Genomic DNA, 1,833 nt, shown 5'->3' with positions numbered 1-1,833 from the left:
GTCGGGCACGCTGTTGGGTGTCTGAGGGAATGATTTTCCTTCAGTCGCCGGCCCCAGTGCACTCGGATCTTGTGGTCCGGGGTGATGGGTGGCTGGTCGTTGTTTGAGAACTGCACAGTGGACGCGAGCATCTGTGGCCAAGTTTTTAAGGGCGCACGGTGGATGCCTTGGCACCAGGAACCGATGAAGGACGTGGGAGGCCACGATAGTCCCCGGGGAGTCGTCAACCAGGCTTTGATCCGGGGGTTTCCGAATGGGGAAACCCGGCAGTCGTCATGGGCTGTCACCCGCTGCTGAACACATAGGCAGTGTGGAGGGAACGAGGGGAAGTGAAACATCTCAGTACCCTCAGGAAGAGAAAACAACCGTGATTCCGGGAGTAGTGGCGAGCGAAACCGGATGAGGCCAAACCGTATGCGTGTGAGACCCGGCAGGGGTTGCGCATGCGGGGTTGTGGGATCTCTCTTCCACGGTCTGCCGGCCGTGGGACGAGTCAGAAACCGTTGATGTAGGCGAAGGACATGCGAAAGGTCCGGCGTAGAGGGTAAGACCCCCGTAGTCGAAACGTCAGCGGCTCGTTTGAGAGACACCCAAGTAGCACGGGGCCCGAGAAATCCCGTGTGAATCTGGCGGGACCACCCGCTAAGCCTAAATATTCCCTGGTGACCGATAGCGGATAGTACCGTGAGGGAATGGTGAAAAGTACCCCGGGAGGGGAGTGAAATAGTACCTGAAACCGTGTGCCTACAAGCCGTGGGAGCGTCGGATGCAGCTTGCTGCATCTCGTGACTGCGTGCCTTTTGAAGAATGAGCCTGCGAGTTTGCGGTGTGTTGCGAGGTTAACCCGGGTGGGGAAGCCGTAGCGAAAGCGAGTCCGAACAGGGCGATTCAGTAGCACGCTCAAGACCCGAAGCGGAGTGATCTAGCCATGGGCAGGTTGAAGCGGAGGTAAGACTTCGTGGAGGACCGAACCCACCAGGGTTGAAAACCTGGGGGATGACCTGTGGTTAGGGGTGAAAGGCCAATCAAACTCCGTGATAGCTGGTTCTCCCCGAAATGCATTTAGGTGCAGCGTCGTGTGTTTCTTGCCGGAGGTAGAGCACTGGATAGGCGATGGGCCCTACCGGGTTACTGACCTTAGCCAAACTCCGAATGCCGGTAAGTGAGAGCGCGGCAGTGAGACTGTGGGGGATAAGCTCCATGGTCGAGAGGGAAACAGCCCAGAGCATCGACTAAGGCCCCTAAGCGTACGCTAAGTGGGAAAGGATGTGGAGTCGCACAGACAACCAGGAGGTTGGCTTAGAAGCAGCCACCCTTGAAAGAGTGCGTAATAGCTCACTGGTCTAGTGATTCCGCGCCGACAATGTAGCGGGGCTCAAGCGTACCGCCGAAGTCGTGTCATTGCAGCATATAGCCCCAACGGGTGCTGTGATGGGTAGGGGAGCGTCGTCTGCCGGGTGAAGCGGCACCGGAAGGTAGTCGTGGACGGTTGACGAGTGAGAATGCAGGCATGAGTAGCGATACAAACGTGAGAAACGTTTGCGCCGATTGACTAAGGGTTCCTGGGTCAAGCTGATCTGCCCAGGGTAAGTCGGGACCTAAGGCGAGGCCGACAGGCGTAGTCGATGGATAACCGGTTGATATTCCGGTACCCGCTGTGAAGCGTCAAACATCGAGCATCGTGATGCTAAGGCCGTGAAGCCGTTCCGGACCCTTCGGGGAAAGGAAAGTGGTGGAGCCGCCGGACCAAGCGGTTAGTAGGTGAGTGATGGGGTGACGCAGGAAGGTAGTCCATCCCGGGCGGTGGTTGTCCCGGGGTAAGGGTGTAGGCCG

The 1,833-nt window shown here is 58.0% G+C and carries 1 rRNA gene (cut by a window edge); it reads left to right on the top strand.

The features are described 5' to 3' along the window. Positions 1–135 precede the first annotated feature (135 nt). A 23S ribosomal RNA gene (locus tag ACIHEJ_RS40660) occupies positions 136–1,833 on the top strand (it continues 1,494 nt past the right edge of the window).

Source organism: Streptomyces sp. NPDC052301 (assembly GCF_044593395.1).
Lineage (GTDB): Bacteria > Actinomycetota > Actinomycetes > Streptomycetales > Streptomycetaceae > Streptomyces.
The sequence above is the reverse complement of the archived record's forward strand: the minus strand, read 5'-3'. Positions and strand labels throughout refer to the sequence as shown.